Source organism: Nisaea sp., assembly GCF_040217065.1.
Lineage (GTDB): Bacteria > Pseudomonadota > Alphaproteobacteria > Thalassobaculales > Thalassobaculaceae > Nisaea.
In genome coordinates, this window is sequence record NZ_JAVJNX010000009.1 from 521,618 (window position 1) to 546,006 (window position 24,389).

The 24,389-nt window shown below is 61.4% G+C and carries 23 protein-coding genes; 12 read left to right on the forward strand and 11 right to left on the reverse strand.

Annotated features, from left to right (window positions below):
• Window positions 1-19 precede the first annotated feature (19 nt).
• From purQ to grxD, 4 genes are all read left to right on the forward strand, one after another.
• Window positions 20-709, forward strand: coding sequence for a phosphoribosylformylglycinamidine synthase subunit PurQ (purQ, locus tag RH950_RS14805; RefSeq protein WP_350058068.1), 690 nt, complete (start codon window positions 20-22; stop codon window positions 707-709).
• On the forward strand, window positions 706-2,916 hold the full coding sequence (purL, locus tag RH950_RS14810) for a phosphoribosylformylglycinamidine synthase subunit PurL (RefSeq protein WP_350058070.1): 2,211 nt from the start codon (window positions 706-708) through the stop codon (window positions 2,914-2,916). Before purQ ends, purL begins: the two co-directional genes overlap by 4 nt.
• Before the next feature lie 45 nt (window positions 2,917-2,961).
• Window positions 2,962-3,195 (forward strand): BolA family protein, encoded by a 234-nt coding sequence (locus tag RH950_RS14815; protein WP_350058072.1) that lies wholly within the window; start codon window positions 2,962-2,964, stop codon window positions 3,193-3,195.
• A gap of 62 nt (window positions 3,196-3,257) precedes the next feature.
• Complete coding sequence (grxD, locus tag RH950_RS14820; RefSeq protein ID WP_350058074.1) at window positions 3,258-3,605, forward strand: Grx4 family monothiol glutaredoxin; 348 nt, start codon at window positions 3,258-3,260, stop codon at window positions 3,603-3,605.
• A gap of 160 nt (window positions 3,606-3,765) precedes the next feature.
• Here the strand turns inward: grxD and RH950_RS14825 are convergent, their stop codons facing one another.
• Both RH950_RS14825 and RH950_RS14830 read right to left on the reverse strand, forming a co-directional pair.
• Window positions 3,766-3,888 (reverse strand): hypothetical protein, encoded by a 123-nt coding sequence (locus RH950_RS14825; RefSeq protein ID WP_350058076.1) that lies wholly within the window; start codon window positions 3,886-3,888, stop codon window positions 3,766-3,768.
• A 270-nt stretch (window positions 3,889-4,158) separates the two neighbouring features.
• Window positions 4,159-4,683 carry a MarR family winged helix-turn-helix transcriptional regulator gene (locus RH950_RS14830; RefSeq protein WP_350058078.1) on the reverse strand — a complete coding sequence of 175 codons (525 nt, stop codon included), beginning with the start codon at window positions 4,681-4,683 and terminating at the stop codon, window positions 4,159-4,161.
• 113 nt (window positions 4,684-4,796) lie between these two features.
• Here RH950_RS14830 and RH950_RS14835 point away from each other — a divergent pair, with 113 nt between their 5' ends.
• The 3 genes from RH950_RS14835 (at window position 4,797) to RH950_RS14845 (ending at window position 7,264) form a co-directional block, all read left to right on the forward strand.
• Window positions 4,797-5,111 (forward strand): 2Fe-2S iron-sulfur cluster-binding protein, encoded by a 315-nt coding sequence (locus RH950_RS14835; protein ID WP_350058080.1) that lies wholly within the window; start codon window positions 4,797-4,799, stop codon window positions 5,109-5,111.
• A 19-nt stretch (window positions 5,112-5,130) separates the two neighbouring features.
• Entirely contained in the window at window positions 5,131-6,303 is a 1,173-nt protein-coding gene (locus RH950_RS14840; protein WP_350058082.1) for a cytochrome P450, read from the forward strand.
• A gap of 268 nt (window positions 6,304-6,571) precedes the next feature.
• Window positions 6,572-7,264 carry a hypothetical protein gene (locus RH950_RS14845; RefSeq protein WP_350058084.1) on the forward strand — a complete coding sequence of 231 codons (693 nt, stop codon included), beginning with the start codon at window positions 6,572-6,574 and terminating at the stop codon, window positions 7,262-7,264.
• Between the two features lie 92 nt (window positions 7,265-7,356).
• On the opposite strand, the gene RH950_RS14850 is transcribed toward RH950_RS14845, so the two are convergent.
• Window positions 7,357-8,280 (reverse strand): DMT family transporter, encoded by a 924-nt coding sequence (locus RH950_RS14850; RefSeq protein ID WP_350058086.1) that lies wholly within the window; start codon window positions 8,278-8,280, stop codon window positions 7,357-7,359.
• 227 nt (window positions 8,281-8,507) lie between these two features.
• Here RH950_RS14850 and RH950_RS14855 point away from each other — a divergent pair, with 227 nt between their 5' ends.
• The 4 genes from RH950_RS14855 (at window position 8,508) to RH950_RS14870 (ending at window position 12,944) form a co-directional block, all read left to right on the forward strand.
• Window positions 8,508-9,902, forward strand: a complete 1,395-nt coding sequence (locus RH950_RS14855) for an FAD-binding oxidoreductase (RefSeq protein WP_350058088.1) — start codon at window positions 8,508-8,510, stop codon at window positions 9,900-9,902.
• A gap of 32 nt (window positions 9,903-9,934) precedes the next feature.
• Window positions 9,935-10,960, forward strand: a complete 1,026-nt coding sequence (locus tag RH950_RS14860) for a zinc-dependent alcohol dehydrogenase family protein (RefSeq protein ID WP_350058090.1) — start codon at window positions 9,935-9,937, stop codon at window positions 10,958-10,960.
• A gap of 14 nt (window positions 10,961-10,974) precedes the next feature.
• Window positions 10,975-11,475 carry a YbaK/EbsC family protein gene (locus tag RH950_RS14865; protein ID WP_350058092.1) on the forward strand — a complete coding sequence of 167 codons (501 nt, stop codon included), beginning with the start codon at window positions 10,975-10,977 and terminating at the stop codon, window positions 11,473-11,475.
• Window positions 11,476-11,693: 218 nt separating this feature from the next.
• Window positions 11,694-12,944 (forward strand): M24 family metallopeptidase, encoded by a 1,251-nt coding sequence (locus RH950_RS14870; RefSeq protein ID WP_350058094.1) that lies wholly within the window; start codon window positions 11,694-11,696, stop codon window positions 12,942-12,944.
• Here the strand turns inward: RH950_RS14870 and RH950_RS14875 are convergent, their stop codons facing one another.
• Together RH950_RS14875 and RH950_RS14880 are read right to left on the reverse strand one after the other, a co-directional pair.
• Window positions 12,945-13,715, reverse strand: coding sequence for a DUF1223 domain-containing protein (locus RH950_RS14875; protein WP_350058096.1), 771 nt, complete (start codon window positions 13,713-13,715; stop codon window positions 12,945-12,947). It abuts the gene before it with no gap.
• Between the two features lie 362 nt (window positions 13,716-14,077).
• Complete coding sequence (locus RH950_RS14880) at window positions 14,078-14,797, reverse strand: SDR family NAD(P)-dependent oxidoreductase (RefSeq protein WP_350058098.1); 720 nt, start codon at window positions 14,795-14,797, stop codon at window positions 14,078-14,080.
• Between the two features lie 276 nt (window positions 14,798-15,073).
• Between RH950_RS14880 and RH950_RS14885 the strand changes: the two genes are divergently transcribed.
• Window positions 15,074-16,015 (forward strand): sensor domain-containing diguanylate cyclase, encoded by a 942-nt coding sequence (locus RH950_RS14885; RefSeq protein ID WP_350058100.1) that lies wholly within the window; start codon window positions 15,074-15,076, stop codon window positions 16,013-16,015.
• A gap of 30 nt (window positions 16,016-16,045) precedes the next feature.
• Here the strand turns inward: RH950_RS14885 and RH950_RS14890 are convergent, their stop codons facing one another.
• From RH950_RS14890 to RH950_RS14915, 6 genes are all read right to left on the reverse strand, one after another.
• A complete protein-coding gene (locus RH950_RS14890) occupies window positions 16,046-18,820 on the reverse strand; it encodes a cation-translocating P-type ATPase (protein ID WP_350058102.1) in 2,775 nt (924 codons plus the stop codon).
• An 89-nt stretch (window positions 18,821-18,909) separates the two neighbouring features.
• Window positions 18,910-20,829 (reverse strand): ATP-dependent zinc metalloprotease FtsH, encoded by a 1,920-nt coding sequence (gene ftsH / locus RH950_RS14895; protein WP_350058104.1) that lies wholly within the window; start codon window positions 20,827-20,829, stop codon window positions 18,910-18,912.
• Window positions 20,830-21,555: 726 nt separating this feature from the next.
• Window positions 21,556-21,999, reverse strand: coding sequence for a DsrE family protein (locus RH950_RS14900; protein WP_350058106.1), 444 nt, complete (start codon window positions 21,997-21,999; stop codon window positions 21,556-21,558).
• Between the two features lie 36 nt (window positions 22,000-22,035).
• Window positions 22,036-22,248 (reverse strand): YgaP family membrane protein, encoded by a 213-nt coding sequence (locus RH950_RS14905; RefSeq protein WP_350058108.1) that lies wholly within the window; start codon window positions 22,246-22,248, stop codon window positions 22,036-22,038.
• A gap of 94 nt (window positions 22,249-22,342) precedes the next feature.
• Window positions 22,343-23,002 carry a Crp/Fnr family transcriptional regulator gene (locus RH950_RS14910; RefSeq protein ID WP_350058110.1) on the reverse strand — a complete coding sequence of 220 codons (660 nt, stop codon included), beginning with the start codon at window positions 23,000-23,002 and terminating at the stop codon, window positions 22,343-22,345.
• A 143-nt stretch (window positions 23,003-23,145) separates the two neighbouring features.
• Window positions 23,146-24,384 carry an MFS transporter gene (locus RH950_RS14915; RefSeq protein ID WP_350058111.1) on the reverse strand — a complete coding sequence of 413 codons (1,239 nt, stop codon included), beginning with the start codon at window positions 24,382-24,384 and terminating at the stop codon, window positions 23,146-23,148.
• Window positions 24,385-24,389 lie beyond the last annotated feature (5 nt).

Consider the following 24,389-nt stretch of genomic DNA (forward strand, 5'->3'; position numbering starts at 1 on the left):
AAATAAGAGGCCCCCCGCGTTGAAATCAGCGATCATCGTCTTCCCAGGCACGAACAGAGAGCGCGACATGGCGATCGCGCTTGAAAAAGCGAGCGGCACGGCGCCGTTCATGGTGTGGCACAAAGACAGTGAAATCCCCGATGTGGACCTGATCGTGGTCCCCGGCGGGTTCTCGTTCGGCGACTATCTGCGCGCCGGTGCCATGGCGGCCCATTCCCCGGTGCTGCGCAGCCTGAAGGAAAAGGCCGCGAAGGGCACACCGGTGATGGGCGTGTGCAACGGCTTCCAGGTGCTGACCGAAACAGGCCTGCTGCCGGGTGTGCTGATGCGCAATGCCGGCCTGAAATTCATCTGCCGCAATGTCGGCCTCCGGGTCGAGACCAGCCGGTCGCTCTTCACCGGCGGCTACGAAGACGGTCAGGTATTGTCAATCCCGGTTGCCCACAATGACGGCAACTATTTCGCCGACAGTGAGACGCTGGACCGGATCGAACAGAACGGTCAGGTCGCGTTCCGCTATGTCGACGAGACTGGCGAGACCAGCGCAGCTGGTAACCCGAACGGCTCCGCCCGCAACATCGCCGGTGTATTTAACAAAGACAAGACGGTGCTCGGCTTCATGCCGCACCCGGAAAACGCCATCGACCCCGCCGTCGGCAACACCGACGGGCGCGGCCTCTTCGACGGACTGGTGAGGGCCCTCTCGTGAGCATTTCCAATACGGCGATCACCCCGGAAATCGTCGCCGAACACGGCCTTTCCGAAGACGAATATGCCAGCATCCTGAAGATCCTCGGCCGCGAACCGAACATGACGGAACTCGGCGTGTTCTCCGCCATGTATTCCGAGCATTGCTCCTACAAAAGCTCGAAGAAATGGCTGAAGACGCTGCCGACGGAAGCGCCGCATGTCATCCAGGGTCCGGGCGAGAATGCCGGCGTGATCGATATCGGCGACGGCGAGGCCGCTGTCTTCAAGATCGAGAGCCACAATCACCCGAGCTTCATCGAGCCCTATCAGGGCGCGGCGACCGGTGTCGGCGGTATCCTGCGCGATGTCTTCACCATGGGCGCGCGGCCGATCGCCAACCTGAACGCGCTGCGTTTCGGCAGCCCGGATCATCCGAAGACCCGGCATCTGGTCGGCGGCGTGGTCGCCGGCATCGCCGGTTACGGCAACTGCATGGGTATTCCGACGGTCGCGGGCGAAGTGAACTTCCACCCGGCCTATAACGGCAACATCCTCGTTAACGCGATGACCGTCGGGCTCGCCCCGGCAGACCGGATTTTCTATTCCGCCGCCGCCGGTGCCGGAAACCCGGTGATCTATGTCGGCGCCAAGACCGGCCGCGACGGCATTCACGGCGCGACCATGTCCTCGACCGAGTTCAACGAGGATTCCGAAGAAAAGCGCCCGACCGTGCAGGTCGGCGATCCGTTCACTGAAAAGCTGCTGCTGGAAGCATGCCTGGAGCTGATGGCGACGGACACCATCATCGCCATCCAGGACATGGGCGCCGCCGGCCTTACCTCCTCCGCCGTCGAAATGGCGGGCAAGGGGGGTCTCGGCATCGAGATGGACCTGGCCAAGGTTCCGGCCCGCGAAGAGAACATGACGCCGTACGAGCTGATGCTCTCCGAAAGCCAGGAGCGCATGCTGATCATCCTGAAGCCGGATGCGGCATCGGAAGCCGAGGCCCGGGCGATCTTCGACAAATGGGAGCTGGACTTCGCCGTCATCGGCACCCTGACCACCACGGGCCACCTGGTCCTGAAGATGGGTGACGAGCTGGTCGGCGATATTCCGATCGCGCCGATGGTCGACGAGTCCCCCGAATATGACCGCCCGTGGGAGCCGACACCGGCTTCCGCAGTCGTGGTCGCCTCAACAGTCCCGGCGCCCGCCAGCCTGACCGGCGCCCTGAAAAAACTGATCGGCACCCCGGATCTCTGCAGCCGGCGCTGGGTCTGGGAACAGTACGATCACCTGATCATGGGCGATACTGCGATCCGCCCCGGCGGCGACGCCGCCATGGTGCGTGTGCGCGACAGCAAGAAGGGCCTCGCCCTCACCGTCGATTGCACGCCGCGCTATGTGAAAGCCGATCCTGAAACCGGCGGTGCGCAGGCCGTCGCCGAGACCTGGCGGAACATCACCGCAACCGGCGCCAGGCCGCTTGCTATCACCAACAACATGAACTTCGGCAACCCGCAGAAACCGCAGATCATGGGACAGTTCGTCGGTGCCATCAACGGCATGCGGGCGGCCTGCAACGCGCTCGACTACCCGGTCGTCTCCGGCAATGTCTCGCTCTACAACGAGACCGAAGGCGCGGCGATCCTGCCGACCCCGGTGATCGGCGGCGTCGGCGTCATCGCCGATATCGAGAAGCGCGGCACCGTCGCTTTCAAGGCAACGGACGAGGCGATCATCGTCATCGGCGAGACCACGGGCTGGCTCGGCCAATCCATCTATCTCCGTGAAGTCGAGGGCCGCGAGGACGGTGCTCCGCCGCCGGTCGATCTCGCGCTGGAAAAGAAGAACGGCGATTTCGTTCGCGGCCTGATCGAAACAGGCAAAGTGACTGCCTGCCACGATGTCTCCGACGGCGGCCTCGCCATCGCCCTTGCGGAGATGGCCCTCGGCGCCAAGGGACTCGGCGCGGATGTTGCGCCGCAGAGCGGTCTCCCCACCCATGCCTGGGCCTTCGGCGAGGATCAGGCGCGCTATGTTGTCACCGCCAAAAACGCGGACGGCATTCTGAAAGCGGCGGCGGATGCGGGCGTTTCGGCCACCGTGATTGGGACGACAACCGGCACAGGTGAATTGAAACTCGGCACCGGTGACTCCATATCCGTCTCAGTGCTACGGTCCACATTCGAGAATTGGCTGCCGGATTACATGGCCGTATCCTGAGGCCGGCGAGACAAGAAACCCAACGGGCAACAAGGACAAGACCACATGGCAATGGAAGCCGGAGAGATCGAACGCCTCATCAAGGAGACGTTTCCCGATGCCCAGATCACGATCGAGGATCTGCGCGGAGATGGAGATCATTATTCCTGCCACGTTCTGTCTTCTGCGTTCGAGGGCAAGACCCGCATCCAGCAGCACCAGATGGTTTACGCAGCCCTGCAGGGCCGGATGGGCAACGAGCTGCACGCTCTCGCCCTGCAAACCGGTACGCCTGTCTGATCTGACCATACAGAATTCATTCCCCAACCCGACGGCACACGGACCCATGAAAGGACCACGCCATGCTTGACGAAAACACCCGCCAGAGAATCCAGGACGAAATCAACGGCAATGATGTCGTCCTGTTCATGAAGGGCACGCCCGTGTTCCCGCAATGCGGTTTCTCCGCTGCCGTTGTCGGCGTGCTCAGCCATGTCGGTGTCAAATTCAAGGGCATCAACGTGCTGGAGGATCCGGCCGTGCGCGAGGGCATCAAGGAATTCTCCAACTGGCCGACCATTCCGCAGCTCTACGTGAAGAACGAGTTTGTCGGCGGTTGCGATATCATCCGCGAGATGTATGAGACCGGCGAACTGCTGGAAGCCTTCAGCAGCAAGGGCATCGACGTCCAGACCGGCGCCGAGGCGTAAGCAGCTTCCATCTTTACCCGTATCCCGGCCAATGAGCCGGGACCTCGATGATCGTAGAGCTACTCTTTCGCCACACAAATCCCGCATCAAGTGCGGGATGACGGCAAATGATGAAAAGAACAAAAAGGCCGGCTCATCGCCGGCCCTTTCTATGCCGGCCTCACTTGGTCGGATCGCAGGCATCCTGCATGAGCACCCGGTCGCCCTGGAGAACACTGAGTGTCCGGTCGCTCTCCTGGAAACGCAGCGTCAGCACCGTGCCCTCACCCGGCTCCGCGCTCACCTTGCTCTGCTTGAGATTGCGGAGATAACCGACGAGGCTGAGCGCGACAGTCTCGAGCCTGCCATCGACCGCCGGCTTCTCTTCAGCGCCACTTGCAGACGGTACAACGGGTTCTACACCTGGAAACAGAGACGCAATATTTATTTCAGATTGGGAAACAACACGAAAACGAGAGCAAATCTCTGACTGGTTATTATTCTTCCCCCCGCTGGTGAACCATATTCCACGATTGGTGCGGGATGACGACGCTTCAGGAGCACGCGAACAGCCTTACCCCTCCCGGTCTTCCCCGCTCAGCGCGTCCAGATTATCGAGGAAACGTGAGAGGTACCGGTTCAGACGGCCGACATCCTCTTCGGAGAACCCATCCAGCAGCTTGCGTTGACGCGCCAGTGCGACCGCCAGGACCTCGGCATGCAGGGCATGGCCTTTCGCCGTCAGGTACCAGTCACGCCGCCGCGCGACATCGTCCGGGGCGGCAAGGCCGTCCGCCTCGAGTCGTTTCAGGCAGCGGCTGACCGCCGCCTTGTCGATGCCGATGGTACGCGCGGCATGGCTGACGCTGCTGCCCGGCTCTCGGGTGAGCATGACCAGCATGCGCCAGTCCATCGCTCCAATCCCGAAACGTTCCTGGTAATGCCGCGCCGCGCTGCGGGTGAAGCGGTTGGCCGCAAAAGTCAGCAGCACTGTCGGCGAACGGCTGAAGCTCAGCGTCTCCTGCGTCTCCCCGCCCGCCATGTCCTCCACGGCAACGAGGAAGAGTGAATCCGGTAGGTCCTTTATCTCGTCCGCCATGTGTCGCCTTTTCGCACCGCACCGTTCTTGACCAGCATCCCAGAGAGAGCTTGTTGACTCAACAACACCGCTCTGTTGACATGACAACAAAATGGAAGAAAGAGGGTTTTGGGATGGAAACGATCAGCGTCACCTGGGTCCTCGCGGACGGCTCGCGGCAGAGCGCCGAGGTCGTGACCGGCGGGACCCTGATGCAGGCCGCACTCGACAACGGGATCGATGGCATCGTCGGCCAGTGCGGCGGCAGCCTCGCCTGCGCGACCTGCCACGTCATCGTCGAAAATGCGCCAGCCTCCCTGCCGGAAATCGCGCCGGACGAGGACGACATGCTCGACATGGCCGAGCCGGAACGCACTTCGACAAGCCGCCTCTCCTGCCAGCTCGTCGCCGTGCCGGAGCTCGACGGCATCCTGCTGCGCGTGCCCTGACGCCCGACGGAGAGACCATATGTCCAACGCCCCCGCCTACGAGATCGATCCGAAAGCCTTCTGGAAGGATCCCTATCCGGACCTCGAACGGATGCGCGTCGGGGCGCCAATCGCCTATGTCCCGCAGCTCGCCGCGACCCTGCTCACCCGCCGCGATGACATCTTCGAGAACGAGAAGAAGATCGAGATCTTCTCCTCCGACCAGCCGCAGGGGCTGATGACCGTCCTCATGGGGCAGAATCTGATGCGCAAGGACGGAGCCGCCCACATGGCCGAGCGCAAGGCGATCTTTCCCTCGGTCTCCCCGAAGACGGTGAAGGCGGTCTGGAAGGCCGCGTTCGAAAAGCAGACCGGGAAGGCGCTCGAGGAGCTCCGCCCCCTCGGCGCGGCCGACATGGTGAAGGATATCGCGAAACGGATCTCCGGCGAGGCGCTGAAATCCATCACCGGGCTCACCAACATGAGCTGGCAGGAAATGGACCGCGTGAGCCAGGGCATGATCGACGGCTGCGCCAATTATGCCGGCGACCGGGACGTGGAAGCGCGCTGCCACGACTGCACGGCCTCCATCGATCGCCACATTGACGAAATGCTTCCGCTGCTGCGCAAGACGCCGGACAGCTCGATGCTCTCCGTGCAGATTCAGGCCGGAATGCCCGAAGCATCCGCCCGGGCAAATATCAAGCTGGCCATTTCCGGCGGACAGAACGAACCGCGCGACGTGATCGCAGGCCTGGTCTGGACCCTGCTGACCCACCCGGAACAACTCTCGCTGATCCGCACCGGCGGCGCCACCTGGCTTCAGGCCTTCGAGGAATATGCCCGCTGGATTTCGCCCATCGGCATGTCCCCGCGCCGGGTTGCGCAAGCGTACACGCTGAAAGGTGTGACCTTCGAGCCGGAGGACCGGGTGTTCCTGATGTTCGGTTCCGGCAACCGGGACGAGTCCGTGTTCGACGCGCCTGAGAAATTCGACATTACCCGCGACACATCCGCCTCCATCGCCTTCGGCGCGGGACCGCATTTCTGCGCCGGCGCCTGGGCTTCCCGCTGCCTGATCGCGGAGGTCGCTCTGCCGATGATCTTCGAGCGCCTACCGGACCTCTCGCTCGCGGGCGATGTCCCGTTCGGCGGCTGGGCCTTCCGGGGTCCGCTGGAAATGCCGGTGAAGTGGAAAAAGAGAAGCGGCTAACAACAATTATTCCGGGCACACCCAGATATTACGTCAGTCCGCAGAAAAATGTTCTGATGCAAAGAAAGCCGCATTTATCGATGCGCGCGGCCAATAAAATCATTTTCATAGAGAATTTTCTATCTGAATTCCTCGAGAATCAGATAACTCAAGCTTGACTATTTTTGGTTGTAATTTAATACAATTAATGCAAATCATACCACACGACAATCTCTGCAACTGCACCTTTCCGAGAATCCGGAAAGAAAACGATAGAAAGGTCCTCTCTGTGTCAGATAGCTCAAGAGTTCAATCACCCATTTTCATATGGGATTTTTATATCAATGACGGCAAAGAATATAACGCCATAGCGTTCACCCCCAACAGTTCACCATATTGGACAGCAAATGCGATGTGGGCTGTTCGAGATGACAATAAACTAATTCGGTTTGATGAGAATTTAAACGATACGGTGATTCCAATATCTTGGTCTTTATCTTCATTATCTTTTTTTGAAGGTATTTTGTTTGTTGTTGGTACCGAGGGAAATGTTGGTGTTTACACCGGAGACGAACAGATTTATGACCTCGGACATATTGGCGACCGAAGCGTCAACGCGCTTTGCCCAATGTCAGACGATAAGGTCTTCGCGATCCAAAGCGACAATCGACTGATCGGTTGGGAAACGGCTCCAAAACCATTGAACGGATCTTGGTTTCTTAAACCGATGAGGGAAAGAGGAACTTCTTATCAGAAAGGGCGACCAGGCGGAAAAACACCAATCTGGGCATTCGAATACAAGAGTCTATTTTACATTGTAGATGATCAAAACAATATCAGCAATACTGACGCTCCATACTTAACAGCCACAAAAATTCCAAGTACTTGGACAGTAAAAATGGTGACAAGAGATAAAGACGATGCCCTCTATGCGGTTGGCGCCGGCGGTCAGATTGCAAAAGGGTATTTGGGGAGCGGTTGATTAATCTTTGGCTACAGAACAAGAATACCCAATATCCCTGCCGTCGCAATAGATCTTGGTTTCTTACTTATTGAGAGCAACCCGAAGTAAATTCAACCCTTCTGGGATCGCGGCCGGAACAACCGCCCGTCAATGGCCAGCAACCCGACCGCGATCAGCCCCATCCCGGCGAAATGGCTTGGCGCCAGGGACTCGCCGAGGAACGTCACGCCGAGCAGGATGGCGCTGACCGGCACCAGCAAGGTGACCAGCAGCAGGTTCATCGCCCCGGCCCGCTTCAGCAGCTCGAAATAGAGAATATAGGCGAAGGCTGTGCAGAGCAGGGCCAGACCGATGAGAGCGGCGATGGTTGTCCCGCTTGGAGCAGGCAATTCCCACGGCCGGTCGATGAGAACGACAGCCGGTATCATGAGAATGCTCGACGCCGTCACCTGCCCCGCCGCTGTCTGCGCGGGCTTGACGCCCATACCTTTGAAGCGGCGTCCGAAAACACCGCCAAAGGCGTAACTGAGCGCCGCCCCCAGAAGCGCGAGCTGGCCGATAAGCGTGCCGGAAAATCCTTCCAGCACGTCATCGCCGATCATCAGTGCAACACCGCCGAAACCGAACACCACGCCGAAGACACGCAGCGGCGTGATGCGTTCATCGTCAGTCAGGAAATGCGCCACCAGAACGCCGAAGATCGGCGTGGCGGCGAGGAAGATCGAGGCGAGGCCGCTGGCGATCTGGGTCTGGCCGAAGACGATCAGGGAAAACGGCACGGCATTGTTCAGCAACCCCATGAACAGGAATGCCCGCAGGATTTTCCAGTCCGTCGGCATGCGCAGACCGAACAGCGGCAAGGCGATCTGCATGGCGATGGCCGCCAGCCCGACCCGGACCAGCACCATGGTCAGCGGCGGCACCTCGTGGATCGCCACCTCGACGAAAAAGAACGACCCGCCCCAGACGGAGGACAGCAGGATAAGGATACCCCATTCCACCGGTCCCATGGTGAGATTGACCTTGGCATTCATCTCCGGTCCAAGCCTTTTCGGTTCACATTGGTTTCGTCACCGCTGGCTCTCTAGAGATCGTGGACAAGAGTGCCGCCGCAGAACGGGCATGACTGACCGTGCTGATATCATACCCGCACCGGGACGGATCTCCGTTTCTTGCGCGGCTTGTCCTTCATGCCAATTCATTGATTGAGCGCGGCCCCGCCTCTCTCTAGGCTGGGCGCAAATCCAAGGGAGAAAATACCATGCAGGCCCGCGAAAGCGCATCAAAGATCGCACCGGTTCTGGAAATCCTGAAAGACCGCTTCGGGGACCGGCTCTCGACAGCGCCCGCCGTGCTCGAGCGGCATGGTCAGGATGAGAGCTATCACACGGCCCTGCCGCCTGAAGGCGTTGTCTTTGCCAACAGCACCGAAGAGGTCGCGGAAGTGGTGACGCTCTGCGCCGCCCATGGCGTTCCGGTCATTCCCTTCGGTACCGGCACCTCGCTGGAAGGCCATATCGGCGCCGTCGCCGGGGGCATTTGCATCGATCTCTCGAACATGAATGCGGTCCTCGAAGTCAATGCCGAGGACCTGGACTGCCTGGTGCAGGCCGGCGTCACCCGCAAACAGCTCAACACGCATCTGCGCGACCAGGGCCTGTTCTTCCCGATCGATCCCGGCGCCGATGCCTCCATCGGCGGCATGGCGGCGACCCGCGCTTCCGGCACCAACGCCGTGCGCTACGGCACCATGCGCGAGAACGTGCTGTCCCTGACCGTGGTGACGGCGAGCGGCGAGATTATCCGCACCGCCCGCCGGGCCCGGAAATCCTCCGCCGGATACGACCTGACACGGCTGTTTGTCGGCTCCGAAGGCACGCTCGGCGTGATCACGGAAGTTGCCCTCAAGCTCTATGGCATTCCCGAAGCGGTCTCCGCCGCCGTCTGCCAGTTCGACGATCTTGAGAGCGCCGTCAGCACGGTAATCCTGACCATCCAGTCCGGCGTGCCGATGGCCCGGATCGAACTCTTGAACGCCGACCAGATGCGCGCCTGCATCCGCTTCTCCAAGCTGGAAGGCTACGAGACAAAGCCGACCCTGTTCTTCGAGTTCCACGGCAGCGAGACCGGCGTGAAGGAACAGGCCGAAATGGTCGAGGGGATCGCCACCGAATTCGGCGGCAGCGCCTTTCAGTGGGCGGAGAAGGCCGAGGACCGCAACAAGCTCTGGGAAGCCCGGCACAATGTGCATTACGCCATCAAGTCCATGCGCCCGAACTGCGAGGTGATGGCGACCGATATCTGCGTGCCTATCTCGCGTCTGGCGGAAGCCATTCTGGAAGCCCAGAATGACCTGATCGAGAACGGTCTGACCGCCGGGATCGTCGGCCATGTCGGAGACGGCAATTTCCATGTCGGCTATTGCATCGATCCGAACAACGCCGAAGAAGTTGCCGCCGCCAAGGGCCATAACGAACGCATGGTATTCCGGGCACTGGACATGGACGGCACCTGTACCGGCGAGCACGGCATTGGCCAGGGCAAGATTCGCTACATGGAAGCCGAGCACGGGCTGGCCCTCAACACCATGCAGGCGATCAAGCAGGCGCTCGACCCGCAGGGCATCATGAATCCAGGCAAGGTGCTGCCCGCCTGAGCCGCGACCACGCCCCAGACAACGAGACAGACATGCCCCAACAGACCGGCACCATGAAAGCGATCGAGGCCTCGGCCTTCTCCATCGACAGCCTGAGCCTCGTGGAACGACCGATACCAACCCCGAGGCGCGGCGAGATCCTGATCCGGGTGAAGGCCGTCAGCCTGAATTACCGCGATCTTGCCGTGCTTAGCGGCACCTACATGCCGACCCTGCCGATGCCCTATGTGCCCTGCTCCGATTGCTGCGGCACAGTCGTCGCTTTGGGTGAGGATGTCAGTCTGTTCAAGGAAGGCGACCGGGTTGTGCCCTGTTACATCCAGGGCTGGCGCGACGGCAAGGTGACCCAGCAGCAGCGTACGAAGCAGACCCTCGGCGGCCCGCTCCCGGGCGTGCTCCGGGAATATATCGCGGTCCCCGCCGACGAAGTGATCCCGGCTCCGGCAAATCTCAGCGATGCCGAGGCCGCAACACTCCCGATCGCCGCCCTGACCGCCTGGACCTGCCTCCAGCGGGGCGGCCTGAAAAGCGGAGACCGGGTGCTTGTGCAAGGCACTGGCGGCGTCGCCCTTTTCGCCCTGCAGCTCGCCAAGGCAGCGGGCGCTGAAGTTGTCGCCCTCACCTCCACAGCCGAGAAGGCGGCCATGCTGAAGAAGCTCGGCGCCGATCAGGTGGTCAATTACCGCGAGACGCCGGAATGGGGGCCCGCGGTGAAGGAAGTCACCGGCGGGCACGGCGTCGACATCGTGGTCGAAACCACCGGCAGCACCCTTGCCCAGTCCTTCGCGGCCGTCGCCTTTGGCGGCTTTATCGGCGTGATCGGCTTTGTCGGTGGCGCGGAAGTGCCGTTGAACGTGATGCAGCTCATCGGCCCGAACGTGCGGCTGGAGGGCGTCGTCGTCGGCTCCCAGGCAGGGCTGCGCGATCTCGCCCGGACGATGGACCTGCATGGCATCAAGCCGGTGATCGACAGCACATTCCCGCTCGAAAAAGCAGCAGATGCATTCCGCCACATGAAGCAGGCGGGGCATATCGGCAAGATCGTCGTTAGTCTTTGACCGGGGCCTTACCCATGTCCGATACCCTTCCGGAAATCCGCGCAATTCTCGAAGCCTCCCCTCATGCTTTCGAGGTGATGGAATGCAACCCCGACCTTGCCGACACGGCCGTCTTCTGTGAACGGTATGGCAAGGCGCCGGAAGATTCGGCAAATACGATTCTGGTCCGCTCCAAGACCGGCGACCTGAAATATGCCGCCTGCGTGGTGCTGGCGACGCATCGGCTGGATGTGAACAAGGTGGTGCGCAAGAAGCTCGAGGCCCGGAAAGTCTCCTTCGCCAGCGCGGAGGAAACAAAAGAGCTGACCGGCCAGGAGATCGGCGGTGTCACCGCCCTCGGCCTGCCTGCGGACCTGCCGCTCTGGATTGATGCGGACGTCATGGCCCGTAAGGAAATCATCCTCGGCGGCGGAAACAGAACCTCGAAACTGATCGTCGACCCGAAACTGCTGACGGACCAGCCCATGGCGGAAGTGGTCGAGGGGTTGGCAAACCCGATCGCTCTTTCTTCTTAAGTCGTCATTCCCGCGAAAGCAGGAACCTAGGAATAAAAGCGGGAACCTAGCAATAAAGGTCGCAGTTCTACGATTTCTGGGTCCCCACCTGCGCGGGGATGACCGTTGTCATGTTGTTATTGAACGGGCGACAAGCACTACCAACGGAAAGTCGTCGTGAGGGAAGCCGGTGCGATCCGTCTCTCTTATTCTGGTCCCAGCATTTCGGGAGATCCACCATGGAACTGGACTGGCACGCAGAACGCACGGATCTGGATAATCTTGCGCTTTTGGATACCGACAATGCGGGCGAGCCGATCGATCTCGCAGCGGTCCGCGCCTACAGGCTCGGCCGCGTCCGGGCCGAGATGAAAAAGCGCAGTATCGCCGCCTGTGTGCTGCATGATCAGGTCAATATCCGCTATGCTACCGGCGCGCGGAACATGCAGGTCTTCAGCTCCCGCAATACCGGCCGCTACCTGCTGCTGACCGAGCGCGACGCGATCCTCTACGAATTCACCGGCGCCATGCATCTGGCGGACGGGCTTGAGACCATCACCGACGTGCGCCCGGCGATCACCGCGAGTTTCGTTGCCGCCGGGGAAAAGATCGCCGAGCGGGAAATACTCTGGGCCCGGGAAACGGCAGCGGCTCTCCGGGAGCTGGTCGGCGCGAAATCCACCATCGGTGTCGAGCGCATGAATGCAGGCGCGGCGGCAGCGCTGGCGGCGGAAGGGTTTCGACTGGTCGATGCACAGGAGCCGCTCGAGATGGCCCGCTGCATCAAATCGCCCGAAGAGATGAAATGCGTCCGCGCGTCACTGCGGGCCACCGAAACCGGTGTCGGTAAACTGCGCGCGGTAATCCGGCCCGGACTGACTGAGAATGCGCTCTGGTCCGTACTGCATCAGTCCGTGATTGCACAGGACGCGGATTATATTGAAACCCGGCTGCTGAATTCCGGGCCGCGCACCAATCCGTGGTTCCAGGAAACCGGGATGCGCGTGATCGGGGAGAACGAGCTGATCGCCCTCGATACGGACGTGGTCGGCTGCCACGGCTACTACGCCGATTTCTCCCGCACCTTCCATTCCGGCCCGGATGCACCGAGCGAAACCCAGCGCACGCTCTACAAGACCGCGCATGAACAGGTGCACCACAATATGGGGATCATCGAGCCGGGCATGTCCTTCCGGGACTATGCCGACCGAGCCTGGAACATCCCGGAGCGATATCACGCCAACCGCTATTACCTCTCGGCCCATGGCGTCGGCATGACCGGGGAATATCCCTATCTCTACCACCGCGCCGATTTCCCGGACGCCGGTTATGACGGCGTGATCGAGCCCGGCATGACACTCTGCGTCGAGAGTTTCATCGGCGAAGAGAGTGGCGGTGAAGGGGTAAAACTGGAGCAACAGATTTTGGTCACGGAAACCGGCATCGAATTGCTCTCGCACTTTCCCTTCGAAGACGCCCTGCGGGCCTGATCAGACAGCACGAAGCTCCAGCGAGCCAGCGCCATGGATCGGGCCCTGTCCCGGCGCCTGCACGAGCACTGAAAGCCGGTCCGTCTGCATGCTGGCGGCGTTGCCGGGGATGCGTAGCGTGCCCGCCTTGCCGTCCCAGTGTCCGAGCGACCGGTAGTACCGGACCACGGCGAAATCCTCCAGCGTGCGCCCCCGGTTCTCTCCGCGCGGGACTTCGGTCACATGACGCTCGTCGCTGCCGACAAGGAAAAGCTCGGCGCCGGCATAATCGGCACCCTGCTCCGCATTCAGCAGCAACTCGAAATCCGCACCGTCCCGGGTGAGCGTGACGGCAAGACCGGGACCGCTACGCTGTGCCCGGCGCCGCTCCAGCTCCTGCAGCACCAGAGAGCGGCGGGAGCCGACCAGATCCACCTCGCCGTCGATCACCAGTTGCGGGGTGTAAATCGTGCGAAGCTTCATGGCATGGCCATAGCGCCGCTGCCTGTCGCTCATTTCCTTGGAGGAAAACGGGTCCTCCCAGCCGATATAGTTCCAGTAGTCGACATGGTAGGCGAGCGCGATCACATCCGGCTCTTGCGCCAGTTCGCCCAGCAGTTCATCCGCTGGCGGACAGGAGGAACAGCCCTGGCTGGTGAACAGCTCCAGAACGATCGGCCCGGACCGGCTGCTTGCCGCCATCACAGGCCGGGCCGGGCGAATCAGCGCCGCGAGGCCGAGAGCGCCTGCGGCAGCCGAGCCGCCGAGAAGAGTGCGTCGCGTAATCATCATGGTGGGTGAGGATATGCAGACTCTCGTCCCGGCTCGAATCACCATCCGTCACGGGCGAGTGACTGATGTCCCGCCTCAAAGGCTGAGATGAATGACAGATGGCGGTCAATGGCAGCACCCGGAAAAATGCCAGGGGCAACAGAGTGATGAACGCATCGCGGATGGCGAACATATGAAGACGCAGGGTATCACGCAGCCATGATTGGTCAGGCTGCCCTCAAGCCGACATACGGATACTCGGGTCCCTGCGCGACCGGTGCACTCTCACAAACGCAATAGAACCTATGCTTCAATTCATCGAAATCGCGTTAATTTCCGGCGCCGGCATATGATGCAAGGCTGCGGGGATAGTCTCCTCGCCCCTAGACCTGACGGATATCGGTGAGTGTTTCTTTGCCGAAGCCGGTCCCGATGACATGGGCAACAATCTTCGCGCCGACTGTATCGGGATCGGCCAGCGCGCCGGTCTCCTTCAGCTCGACGAACTGGCCGCGTAGTGCAAAATCCTCTTCCGATGTGCCGCGGATGGTGGACTGCATTCCGGTATCGATGACGCCCGGCGCCAGGCTTTCGACCTTCAATCCCGGCAGCGCGTCCTCGCGCACCCCGTTCGCATGGTTGTCGAGCGCCGCCTTGGTTGCGCAATAAACGCTCCAGCCGGTATAGGCGTGCCGGCCGGCACCACTGGAGACATGCACCAGCCGCCGGTCGCCGATGCCGGAACTCGCCGCGGCGAAAGCATCCGCCAACACCAGAGCGGCGCTGATATTCACGGTCACGGCCCGCACAATCGCCACCGCTCCCTGCCGGCCAAGCGGCGCAATCGGCTCGACGATCCCGGCATTGTTGATCAGCAGCGCCCTCTCCGCGCCTTCGAGAAAACTCTCCAGCTCGCCGCCATCCAGCCAGGCAGAAAGCGCGTCCGCATCTCCAAGATCGAGCGCGACCTGCTCCAGCCCCGCCTCGAAGCCGGGCAAGGCCGAGCGCGAGAGACCGAGCACGTTGAATCCCTCCGCCAGCAGCGCGGCCGTGATGCCCGCGCCGAGGCCTTTGCTGTGTCCGGTGACGATGGCTTTGTTCATGTTGCTCTCCCATAGAGATTGGACATTCCCGCACCGAATGGGCGCTCTGTCTCGAATGATATTTCCTCACATAACATTCCAGAACATCTTCGTCCTGCTTCTCGCAGCCTGCGCACCGTCAGCGTTTCCATCACCGGAAGAAACGAAGGTAAATGATCGCAATGTATCGGTTGCCGACAGATTAACGGATAATTTACCCGGTTCAGTGACCATGGACCGGCCACCTTCCCTAGGATTTGGCCATGCCTCCACGCCAGCACGAACGATACATTTCTCATGAAGATTGAAGATAATTTCTACAAAGACATCATAAACAAAACAAGTGATGCGATTGTTGCCATAGATATAAATAAATGTATCATTTTTCTAAATCAATCTGCTGAAATTTTATTTGGAAAAAAACTTTATGATATTGTCGGAAAACATCTTAATACAATTATACCTGACCGATTTCACAAAAAACATGATGCCGATATTGCGGAATTCCTGAACACGGACCAGGATTCCCGATATATGGGAGACCGAAAAAGCTATGTCGTTGGACTCCACGCCGACGGCCATGAAATCAAACTCGGCGCCAGTATCGTACGCGTTCGCAACGGCAGCGGTTACGTGTATGCCGCAATCCTGCGGGATATAAGCTGGCGCATCGAGCTGCTTGACGATTTGTCGGAACAGGCCAGGCTCGACCCGCTGACAGGGCAATTGAACCGCCGGAGCTTCCTAGAGATTGCCGCAAATGAATGTGAACGCGCCAACCGACACGGCACGAGCCTGGCCTGCCTGTTTTTCGACATTGACCACTTCAAGGCTCTGAATGATCGCTTTGGGCACAGTTCGGGAGACATCATTCTGCGGAGCTTCGCCGAACTTGTTCGCAACGATCTGCGAACAATCGACTGCTTTTGCAGGTCGGGAGGGGAGGAATTTGTCGCCCTTCTTCCGGAAACCGATCTCGAGAGCGCCATAATCGTCGCGGAACGTATCCGTCGTACCGTTGAAGACCAGACCTTCGCCTTGCCGGATACGGGGACAGCGCGACTGACGGTCAGCATCGGCGTTTCCCACGCGACCGGTCCCGGCATCGATATATCCGAACAGATCAGGCAGGCAGACGAAGCGCTTTACAAGGCGAAGCAGGAGGGGCGGAACCGAGTGAAGGCGTCGATCGCAGCAGAGCGCGAACAAATCCCCGACCGCCCCCTTGACGGCGCCTAGTCAAGTTCGCGGACCTTCCGTTCCCCGCCCTTATGAGTGGCCCGCGACGTCCTTCGGACCGGAAGAAACAGCGCTCTGGTGACGCTTGGAAACAGCCGAGGCAGTGCGGACATATCGCGTGACCAGATTGATTCCCGGTCCGGCGATCACCGGAATCACGCTGGCGCCAAGACTCAATACCCAGCCTTCGAGACCCGGAGCCTGCAGACCGATCACCGACGACAGGCCGGGCAGCAGGACCGCTCCGATGATCAGCGCCATACACAGCAACAGCGCCCCCCAGACATAGGGATTTGCGGTGACCTCGTTCCGGATCAGTCCCATGCCCGGATTCCGCATGTTGAAGACATGCCAGAGCTGGGCGAAGGCCAACGTCAAAAACGCGACGGTCACGGCGTCCTCAGGCGCGTAGGCAAGGCTTCCGAGCGCGAAAATGAAGGCGCCGAGCGTGGCTGTTGTGATCGCGGCGGCGAATAGCGTGATCGAAAGCCAGTGCGTGCCGTCCAGGATGGGTTCCTTCGCGTGACGGGGCGGCCTGCGCATGACGTCGGCCCCGCCTTCACCGACCCCGAGCGCGAAGGCGGGAAACACGTCCGTAACGAGGTTGAGATAGAGAATTTGCAACGGCAGAAGCGGGAGCGGCAAGCCGGCAAGTGTGGCCACGCCAATGACCAGGATCTCGCTCAGATTGCAGGACATCAGATAAATGACGAACTTGCGGATATTGGCGAAGATCACCCGGCCATGCTGCATCGCCGCCACGATCGACGGAAAAGCGTCGTCCGTCAGCACCATGTCGGCCGCCTCGCGGGCGACATCGGTGCCGCGACGCCCCATGGCAATTCCAATATCCGCCTTCTTGAGAGCCGGTGCGTCGTTAACCCCGTCGCCTGTCATCGCCACAACGGCCCCGCTCTGCTGATGGAGAGAGACCAGCTCCAGTTTGCTTCTCGGGCTGACCCGGGCGAAAATCGATGTGGCGAGGAGCCGCGCGCGGTCAGCCGGCGCGCCATCTCCCAGACCTTTCAGATCGTCCGGCACCATGGCAGAAGCGTCCGCGTCGGCGAGACCGACCTGGACGGCAATCGCCTTCGCCGTGCCAATATGGTCGCCGGTCAGCATAGCGACCCGGACTCCGGCTGATCGGCAGGCAGCGATTGCATCCGCCACGTCCGCCCGGGGAGGGTCAAGCAGGCCGACAAGCCCGATCAGCGTCAGATCCTGGTAAGGTGCTTCCTCCTCAGTCCCGGCGGACTTCATCGCTAGTGCCAGAACGCGCAAGCCATCGCCGGTCATGGCATCGTTGCGGTGAATCCATGCCTGCCGGCCGGCCTGGTTCAACGCCACAGGACCATCCATCGTTAAAACCTGTGTGCTGTGCTCAAGGACTGTCTCCGGCGCGCCTTTCACCGCGACCAGGAAGCTGTCACCCGTCGCATGGATGGTCGCCATCATCCTGGTTTCCGTCGAGAACGGCTCCTCCCGCACTTCCGGCATCTGGGACAACAGCGCGTCACGATCGAGTTCTGCAGCACGGCCCGCAACAAGCAGGGCCGTCTCCATCGGATCGCCAAAACCCGGCGTACCGTCCTTGCCTTCCGAAAGCTCGGCATTGCCGCAGAGAACGCCGATGCGCAACGCCATATGGATCGGCGAGTCCGGAAGCAGATCGGCGCTTTCGCCGCTCTGGCAAATCGTCGGCGGGGCACCGTCGACGCCCGATGAGACATCGAACACCCCCTCGTCAAGGTGCAGCCGCACGACGGTCATCCGGTTCTCGGTCAATGTACCGGTCTTGTCGGTCAGGATGATCGTCGTTGCACCCAGCGTCTCGACCGCAGACAGGTTCTTGATCAGCGCATTGCGCCGTGCCATGCGCCACATGCCGCGGGCCAGGGCCACCGTTGCGACAATCGGAAGCCCCTCGGGAACAGCCGCAACTGCCAGGGCGATGGCCGTGTTGATCATCGGCATCAACGCATGCCCGGCATAGAGACCCGTTGCGGCAATGAGCAAAGTCAGCCCGAGCGTAACGAAGACCAATTGTCCGCCCAACCGGTCCAGGCGCTTCTCCAGCGGAGACATCTCCGCCTCGGCCTCGTCGGCCAGGGCAGCGATCTGACCAAGCTCCGTGGCCATGCCGGTTGCAACAGCGACACCAAGCCCGTTGCCGCGTGTAACGGCGGTCCCCTTGAAGGCCATGCAGTGACGGTCGGCGACCGGAGCATCGGACTGCACGGCTTCGACATCCTTGCTGACCGGCACGGACTCTCCGGTGAGTGTCGATTCATCAAGATGCAGTCCGGCATTCTCAACCAGCCTGAGATCCGCCGGAATGACATCCCCTGCGTCCAGAAGGACGAGGTCTCCGGGAACGATCTCCTCGGCCGGAACCGTAACGCTGCGTCCCTCGCGGCGCAGCGTCGCCTGGACTTTCGCCAGACGGTGTAACGCTTCCATGGAACGGACCGCCCGCAGTTCGGTAACAAAGCCGATTGCCGAATTGATCGCGAGCACGGCGAGAATGGCGCCCCCCTCGACCCATTCGCCAAGGAAGAGAGCAAGCGCTGCCGCTGCAATCAGGAGGTAGACGACAACGCTCCGGATCTGCGCCGCAAGGATGCTCCATATGGTCTTGCGTCTGGCGGGGCGCAGCTGGTTCGGTCCAGCCCCTTGGCGCCGCTGCAGGACCTCCGAATCGTTCAATCCGGTATCGAGGTCAACGCCGAACCCTTCGAGCACCTGTTCGGGTGGCAAGGCGTGTGGGTTCAGCACGGCCGGCAGGTCCGGGTTTTCAATTGCCATGCCTACACCAATCGTCGGACAGGCTGTGCGCCGCCCTGCTGCCGAAAAGATGGCGCCGGCGCAGCGGCGCCCGGATCGACGATGCCACCCTATCCGCCGTGGGTTTCGTTGCGCCGCGCTGTTTCCTTCGACGTCGATCCGTCCAGGGCCCCGCCAGCAACTTCCTTCGGGCCTAGGGAGACCGCAATCTCATTGCGATCGAGAGTTTCCCGTTCTTCCAGATCCGCGATCAGGCGCGCGACCTTTGGTTCATTCTCCTTGAGCAACGCCACTGCGCGTTCCTCGGCATCGACGAGATACTTGCGCACGGCCCCGTCGGCGAGCGCTGCCGTTGCTTCCGAGAAATGCCGGGGCTGCGCCATCTCCCGACCGAGGAAGGGATGGGAATCGCTTTCGCGCACATCCACAGGACCGACCTCCTCTGACATGCCCCAGCGTCCAACCATCGAACGGGCAATCTGCGTCGCCATGCGGATATCCTCGTCTGCGCCCGAACTCACGGATCCGAGAAAGACCTTTTCCGCTGCCCTGCCACCGAGAATGACGGCGAGCCGATCGCTGAGATAGGCTTCCGACAAAGTATGCCGTTCGATTTCCGGCAGCTGGTGCGTGCCGCCAAGAGAACGGCCGCGCGGAATGATCGTCACCTTGTGCAGCGGGTCGGTGCCCGGCAGGAAATAGGCCACCGCCGTATGGCCGGACTCGTGCACCGCGAGGCGATGCATCTCGTCCGGATGAATGGCCAGGCTCCGCACCGCGCCCATGATGATACGGTCGCGCATCTCTTCGAAATGCCGCGGCGCCACTTTCGTCAGGCTTTCCCGCGCCGCCGCCATCGCCGCCTCGTTCACCAGGTTCTTCAGGTCCGCACCGGAAAAACCAGGCGTCCCGGCGGCGATGCTGTGCAGGTCGACATTGTCGGCGACCGGCACATTGCGGCAATGCACCTTCAGAATGGCCTCACGGCCCTTCAGGTCCGGCAGTTCCAGCGTCACATGCCGATCGAAACGGCCGGGCCGCAGCAGCGCCGGATCAAGCACATCCGGCCGGTTGGTGGCGGCGAGGACGACCACGGCCTCGTGCCCCTCGAAGCCGTCCATTTCGGCCAGGATCTGGTTCAGGGTCTGCTCGCGCTCGTCATGGCCGCCGCCAAGCCCGGCGCCCCGGACCCGTCCGACGCTGTCGAGCTCGTCGATGAAGATGATGGACGGCGCCGCCTTCTTGGCCTCGTCAAACAGATTGCGGACCCGCGAGGCACCAACCCCGACAAACATCTCGATGAACTCGGAGGCCGACATATGAAAGAACGGCACCCCGGCCTCGCCTGCCAGAGCGCGGGCCAGCATGGTCTTGCCCGTGCCCGGCGGTCCCTGCATCAGGATGCCGTGCGGCACTTCGGCGCCGAGCCGCTGGTAGCGCTCCGCGTCGCGCAGGAACTCGAGCAATTCAGAGACTTCGGCCTTGGCATTCTCCTGCCCGGCAACATCGGCGAAACGGATTGTCGGTGTCTCCGCCTTCTTGACGGATTTCACCCGGCCACGCATGAAATCACCGGGACCGCCCCGGCCGCCGAGCCCGCCGGGCATCATTCCGGACATACGCGACCACATGAAGACCCAGAATCCCACGATCAGCAGCCACGGCAACAGGCTGATGAGCCAGGATCCTTCGTCAGCGGGGCGGGATTGAACCTCGACGCCTGCAGCCTGCAGGGAATCGAGAAGAGCCGGGTCGCCGGTCGGCGGCAGGTAGGAAACGAAACCTGTCCCCGGCATGCCGTTCGGGCCCGTTGAGCCATCCTGCAGCATACCCTCGATCCGCTCCCCGCGGAACAGCACACTCTCGACCTGTCCCGAAGCAACCAGCGCCTTAAAGTCCGTGTAGCTCCGTGTCGTTCGTGTGTCGGTTCCGGGCAGGAGACGGGAAAGAGAGAGGATGGCGATAACCGCGAGCGCCATGATCGCCCATTTGATGAAGTGCGGCCTCCAGTCTTTCGGTGTTTCGTCCATCCCGTCACCCTGCGTTTCATGGTTTCAGTTTCCCGATAAGGGTAACCAGCAGGAATGCAACGGTCTTTGATCTGGATCAGGATTGAGGGTCCGCAACCGGTTCGCAAGCCGGAACTAGTTGTCGCGCAGATGAATCTTTTCGCGGTCGAGTTTGTAGCTCCACGGCAAACCGCTATTCTTCCAGCCGTCCTTGAGCCGCCAGGGGCCTCTCGGATCGCCCTTGAGCGTGCCCCCTCAAAACCATCGACGACGACATAGACCGCTTTGAAGCCCCGGCCCTCGAGGGATTTGGCAGATGGCGCCCCCCGCGTCCCGCCGGAACGGCACATGAGGATGACCGGCGCCGACTTCTCGAGCCCTCTGGCCACAAGGGCCGCCTCGATCCCGTCTGCAAAACCAGGATTGCGCTCCATCAACAACACCGATTTTTTGTCATTCCATTTCGCAGGGTTCGAAAGCAGGAACGGCACATTCACATCCACCACGTCGGTGAAGCCGGTGAACATGATCTCGACCGGATCACGCACATCGACGAAGAGCACTTTATCTCCTTCAGCTGTCTTCATATCGAAGGCTTCGCGCGCGGTCAGATAGAGCCCCCAGGATGTCTGTTTCTTCGGATCACTCGGTGCCCCGGCAGCCACAGCCGGCATGGCCGAAACGGAGAGGCAGAGCAGACATAGGGCCGCGACAAACATACGGAAACGGGTCATCTCGCCATCCTCCTCAGAAACTCAGTACGCGCGTGTCGTCCGCCATCAGCCGTGCCGCCATCTCCGGCGGACGGGCGACGGTAACACCCTCGATCAGGGCTTCCGGCCCAACACCCTTGTTCGGCAGGTAGATGGCGCAGACTTCAACCCGGGTGCCGGTCTTTGTCATGATCTGCTGCATCAGGCTTTTCGGGCTCATGCCTTTGGGCTGCTGCGGTGCCGTGGCAGAAGCCGGGGCGTCTTTCAGAGCAATGTCGCCGGCCGGTCCGCAAAGCAGGATGTGTCCGGCCGCGCCGCCTTTAACGGCCTGCATGGTCAGCACCATAGCCATCAGCTGGGTCTGCGGTTCGGGTGAGGTGAGCACGGTGACAACTCTGTAATCGTCATCAGCCTTGGCCGTTTGCATGCCTATCGCGAGGAAAACTGCAGCGAGAAAGGCGAAGGAAGAAATGCGCATATCGGTAACTCCAGCTCTTACGGGGCGGGGGGACTCTCAGTCGCGATGCGATTTAAAACCGAACATCGCGTAGAGCGGGCAGAAGCGGAACAGCGCGGTGCCGGCAAAGACGAGGCCAACCATCGGCATGCCGAACTTCACCAGTGCGTTGGCGAAGAGCGGCAAATCAAGGAGAAAGGGGGCGACGATCAATACGACACCGAGCGCCAGACGAAGCAGGCGATCGAGATTTCCAACATTCGCGGTCATGGTGAATTCTCCGGTCAGGAACATGCGAGAACCGGAGACTAGGCGCCGCGGTGCGCCGGGTCGGTGACTTAGTCACCAACAGACAGAAACACGCTCAGGCGGAACGGGAGAATGCCTCCAGGGCTGCGGCATCCGCGACATGAACCCGGCCGCGCGCCACCGCGACCCAGCCCCGGCGCTGGAATTCCTGAAGCTGGCGTGAGACGACCTCCCGTGCGGTGCCGAGTTCCGTCGCAAGCTGCTGATGGGTTAACAGGATATCGCCATCCTCGCCCTGCCGCTCCAGCAGCTTCTGCGCTAGGCGCAGATCGACGCGGCGGAATGCAACCTCCTCGATAGTGACGAAAAGGTCGGTGAGACGTTTCGAATAAGCCGCAAAGACAAAGCGGCGGAAGACTTCCGATCGCCCGATCATCTCCTCGAAGCAGGTCCTCGGGACGGCCACAGCCGAGACGTCACTCTCCGCGATCCCCTCGGCGCTGTATTCCTCATAGGCAAGCAAACAGGCCGTGGTCAGCACGCAACTCTCGTGGGAATGTACCCGGTACAGCACGATCTCCCGACCGTTCTCCGCCACCTGGTGAACGCGGACCACGCCTTCGAGCACCATCAGATGGGCATCAGGCGCCTGACCCGGACCGAAGATTACAGTGCCCCGCGGCACCTCAACGACCCGGCTCTGCCGATCGAGCGTAGCTCTCAGTTCCGGCTCAAGTCCCGAAAGTTCGGGGAAGTGATCGATCCAGCTCTGCACGCAACGCACCTCACGCTCATGACGCCACCGCAAATCTCCCCGTCTCGGAGCTTACGATATGTCCATAAGTGCCATTTGAACGCCGGAAGGCAAAGGCAAATGCCAAACAATCTGCACACATAGTGTCGCAGGTCCCCGATCGGTTACCGGCGCAGCTCTGGCACACGCCAGACCAGCACAGCGATCGCCACGAGCCCCTCGAGCGCGATCACAGTCAGGGCCTGGGAGCCGCCGATCAGCGAGGCAAGCCAGCCGACATGCAGGATCCCGAGCGGCCCGGCACCGATGCAGACCGAGAGTATCCCCATCAGCCGGGACCGGATCTCTGGCGGCGCCTCCGAGAACATGATTGCGCTCTGCATCGAGGCGAACCCGGCGATGCCGAAACCGCCGACCGCGAGGATCAGCAGGGCCGCCGTGTAACTGGTGACCACAGAGAAGGCCAGGATACAGCAGACGAAGAGGACCGAGCCCAGCAGATAGACCCGGCGAAACCGGTTCGGGAACGTGAGAAAGGCAATCAGCATGGCACCGGCAAAGGCCCCAGCCCCTTCGACCGTCAGCAGCAGGCCGATCCGCACCGGATCGATCTCGAAGGTCTCCCGCCCCACAACCGGCGCCATGGAGGCATAGGGAAAGGCGAACAGGTTAACGATGATGGTAATTCCGAGATGCCCCAGCAAGGCCCGGCTGCGCCGCAGATAGGCAAAGCCTTCGGCGATTTCCCGGAACAGCGCGAACGGGCGCGGCTCCTTGTCCGCCACCCGGTACACCACAAGCAGCGCCAGAACGACGGCCACGAAATAGAACGTGGCAGCGACCGCATAGGTGCCGGCCATGCCGATCGCGGCATAAAGTCCGCCGCCGGCAATAGGGCCGACCATCCGGGTTGCATTGTTGGAGGCGCTGTCCATCGACATCGCCGGGCCGAGCCGATCGTGACCGACGGATTCACCGAGGATTGTCCGGCGCACCGGCAGATCCGTCGACCAGCCGAGACCGGACAGGAAGGCGCCGAGCCCGACCTGCCAGATCGTCAGTGTTCCGGCCCAGGCCGAGAGTGCCAGAACACCGGCCGCCCCCGCCATCAGGGAAAGGGACAGCACCAGAAGTAGCTTGCGGTCGAGACGGTCGGCGATCACCCCTGTGAACGACCCGAAAAGTGCCATGGGAAGCAGACGGAGCATGGTCATCAGCGCGACCAGCACCGGCGAGTCCGTGAGATCGTAGACCCAGATTCCGACCGCCAGCATCTCGAGCCAGCGCATCGCGCCCATCAGCACGCCGATCAGCCAGAGCTTGCGGAAGGTCGGATCGGCGATCAGGGAAAGCGGACCGGCGGTCCGGCTGCCCGCATCGCCGTTCCCGGCAGGCGCGGTCATTGTAA